The following is a 3317-nucleotide window of genomic DNA, read 5'->3' on the forward strand; positions in this document are numbered from 1 at the left end:
GGTCGGCGGTCGGCGGTCGGCGGTCGGCGGTCGGCGGTCGGCGGGAGCAGCGTCGCAGCCTCCAGTGGCCGGGGTCCCCCCGCAGCGCCGGCGCGCCGTACCGGTTTGGCCCGGATACCGGCCGCCGAGCGGCGGGGCGTTGTCTTTGGGCCATTGTGCCGTCGTGGAGGCCGGGGTGTGGCAGGTGGTTGGACGCGGAGGTGCTATCGCGTGGCCGTGATGTTGGGCTGCGGCGCTGGTGACGATGGTGGGCTTTACGTAGGTTGGCCGACGGCCCTGTTGGGCCGTTGAGGTGTTCGCGGCGCGACCGCGCCTCGGCGGCGGGCGGCCGTCCGGTCCCTGACGGCCTTCCAGGGCACCGTCCATCCGGACGGACGACCGGCCCGGCGCCGCCGGGGTTCTTCACATCCCCGGACCGGCCGTGTCCGTGATCGGAGCCACCTCCACGGCGGCAAAGCGTGCCTCCGGGGGGCAGAACGCGATCTCCGCCGCCACTGAGGTGTCCGCGGCACGCCCGCGCCTCGGCGTAGCGGCGGCGGGCGACCGTCCGGTCCCTGACGGTCCTCGACGGCGCCGTCCCTCAGAACCACCGGCACGGCGCCACCAGGATTCCTCACACCCCCGGACCGGCCGTGTCCGTGATCGGAGTCACCTCCACGGCGGCGAAGCGTGCCTCCGGGAGGCGGGACGCGATCTCCGCCGCGCGTTCGGGGGTCTCGCAGTCGACCATGAGGTATCCGGCCAGGTGTTCCTTGGCCTCGATGTAGGGCCCGTCCGTGGTGGCCGGGGCGCCGTCGCGGACCCGGACGGTGCGGGTGCTCCCCGGGTCGGCCAGCGCCACGCCCATCAGCAGCTCACCGGACTCGGTGAGCTCCCCGCGCAGGGCCTCGGCCTGCCTGGTCAGCTCCTCGCGTTCGGTCTCCGGCAGCGCCAGGAATCGCGGATCTCGTAGGAACAGCGGGTGCTCCCAGTTCCTCGGGTTTCCGTAGATCAGCAGTAGGTATCTCATCGCTCCCCCTCACGCCGACGGTCCGGCGACGCCGATGACGTTGCCCTCGGGGTCGGCGAAGTGGCCGACCGTGAAGTCGCCCGACTCCGGCTCGGGCCCCATCAACGGCCGCCCGCCGAGAGTCTCGGCCCTCCGCAGTGCGGCCGCGACGTCCGGGACTCCCACGTAGAACAGGACCGCGGGCCGGTGGCCGCGGCCACCGGCGACGCCGCCGTTGATGCCGTCACCGTCGCCGGTCGTGCCACCGTCCACGAATCCGTACGTGCCCGGCTGCGAGACCTTCTCGGTGACCGCGTCGCCGAGGTCGAACGCCCAGCCGAACAGTTCACCGTAGTAGCCGCGAAGCGCCGCCGGGTCGGTGCCGATGATCTCGAAGTGCACCACTGGCCATCCCATGATGAATCCTCTGTCTCCGCGCCGAACGGATCGGCGCCGTGTCGTCGTGCCGAGGCGGGTTCCTCACCGCGCAGTCGGAGCCGGCGTCCGGCTCTCGACATGCCGAGACGAAGAAATCGGCGGGTTCGGTGAATGGTGTGGCGGCGGGAGTCGATGCGTGCGGGCAGGCCCGTCGCCGGGCTCGTTTCGCTGGTGGTGGCGTGGCCGCCGTGAGCATGATCGCAGCCGGTGAACGAGACCAGGCCTCCGAGAGGCTCCGGAGGCCGTATCTTCTGCGAGTGAGATGCACGAGGCCGGACGAGAGGAGGCCGCGGATGACGGACGACGCTAGGCGCATGGCCGCCAGACTCGTCGCGGCGGCCCGCCCGCTGCGGCCCTGGGTGCATCTGACCGTCTCGCCCTGGTGGGCCCGGCTTCTGATCGCCGCCGGAGCCCAGGCCACGGCCGACGTGTACCCCGCCCGAGTCCGGACCCCCGAGCCGCTCCACCCCGTCCCCGGCGCGAACCTCGCCGGCGTCGACCTGGTCGGCGCGGATCTCACCGGTGCGAACCTCATCGGGGCCGACCTGGCCGGGCGGGACCTGGTCGGCGCGGCGCTGGCCGACGCCGACCTGATCTCGGCGAACCTGGTACGGGCGAACCTCGCCGGCGCCCGCCTGATCCGCGCGCAGCTGATGAGCGCGAACCTGACCCGGGTCGACCTGCTCTTCGCGAACCTCACCCGGGCCAACCTCGCCGGCGCGGACCTGACCGGCGCCGACCTCACCGGGGCCGACCTGACCGGCGCCGACCTGGCACCGGCCGAACTGACCGGCGCGGACCTGACCGGCGCCCGCCAGACCCGCGCGAACCTCTCCGACGCGCGCCTGGGCCGCGCCCGCCTGGTCCGCGCCGACATCACGGGCGCGGACCTGACCGGCGCCGACCTCACCGGAGCGGACCTCACCGAGGCCAGGCTGAGGGCGGTCCGCTGGTCGGCGCGCACCCGGTGGCCGGACAACCTCGGCGACGAGATGCGCGCACGGTCACGGGAGGTCGAGCCCGGAGTCTGGCTCGTGCTCGGCGGCACCGGCCGCCGCCGCGCCCGGGCGACCTGACCCCGCGGTACCGAGCGGCACGCCTCGCCCGTAGGGACTCACGAGCGCGGAAGCGTGAACCCGTACACGCGATGGCACTGATCGCCCGCCGACATCACCGCATAGGCCATGGCGCTCGAGGGAGACTCGGGTGGCGAAGGCTGCGGTCTTCGATCCGGCCGTTCCATGGACGGCGGTGATCTGTCCGCCCGGCCGACGGTAGGGATCCCCCCGTGACCAACGCCCGATCAGCCCGTCACCGCGGCGATCGACTCCGTGAGGGCGGCCGGGACGTCCACCAGGAGGTGGTGGCCGTCGCGGACGATCTCGCGGCCGGAGATCACCACGTGGCGTACGTCGGCGGGGGACGCGGCGAAGATCACGGACTCGGCCAGGTGGTCCGGGGTCGTGCCCGCCAGGCGTACCGAGTCACTCGCCACCGTGACCAGGTCCGCGTACGCGCCGGGGGCGATGCGGCCCGCCTCCGGCCAGCCCAGTGCCGCGTGGCCGTCCGCCGTGGCGGCGGTCAGGAGCTCGGCGGCGGTCCAGTGGCCTCGTTCCCGGGTGCGCAGGCGTTCGTCCAGCTCGACCGCCCGCGCCTCCTCGAACAGGTCGATCATCGCGTGCTGGTCCGAGCCCAGCGACAGCGGCGAACCGGCGTCGGTCAGGGCACGGGCCGGGCCGATGCCGTCGGCCAGGTCGCGTTCGGTCGTGGGGCACATGCACACGCCCGTGCGCGCGCCGCCCAGCAGTGCCACGTCCGAGGCGGTCAGGTGGGTCGCGTGCACGGCCACCGTCCGTCGCCCCAGCGCGCCGCGCTCGGCCAGCAGGCGTAC

General features: G+C 73.7%; 4 protein-coding genes. 1 reads left to right on the top strand and 3 read right to left on the bottom strand.

The window, feature by feature from the left end; all coding sequences use genetic code 11:
* Positions 1 to 613: 613 nt before the first annotated feature.
* Both ACFFNX_RS45650 and ACFFNX_RS45655 read right to left on the bottom strand, forming a co-directional pair.
* Positions 614 to 1009: a YciI family protein gene (locus tag ACFFNX_RS45650; RefSeq protein WP_378212572.1), complete on the bottom strand. Its 396-nt coding sequence runs from the start codon at positions 1007 to 1009 to the stop codon at positions 614 to 616.
* Positions 1010 to 1018: 9 nt separating this feature from the next.
* On the bottom strand, positions 1019 to 1405 hold the full coding sequence (locus ACFFNX_RS45655) for a VOC family protein (RefSeq protein ID WP_378212573.1): 387 nt from the start codon (positions 1403 to 1405) through the stop codon (positions 1019 to 1021).
* A gap of 314 nt (positions 1406 to 1719) precedes the next feature.
* Between ACFFNX_RS45655 and ACFFNX_RS45660 the strand changes: the two genes are divergently transcribed.
* On the top strand, positions 1720 to 2502 hold the full coding sequence (locus ACFFNX_RS45660; protein ID WP_378212574.1) for a pentapeptide repeat-containing protein: 783 nt from the start codon (positions 1720 to 1722) through the stop codon (positions 2500 to 2502).
* A gap of 227 nt (positions 2503 to 2729) precedes the next feature.
* Here ACFFNX_RS45660 and ACFFNX_RS45665 read toward each other — a convergent pair.
* A partial coding sequence (locus ACFFNX_RS45665; RefSeq protein ID WP_378212576.1) for an amidohydrolase family protein occupies positions 2730 to 3317 on the bottom strand: 588 nt, incomplete at its 5' end.

It is taken from the genome of Actinoallomurus acaciae (assembly GCF_042429965.1).
In the GTDB taxonomy this organism is placed as follows: domain Bacteria; phylum Actinomycetota; class Actinomycetes; order Streptosporangiales; family Streptosporangiaceae; genus Actinoallomurus; species Actinoallomurus acaciae.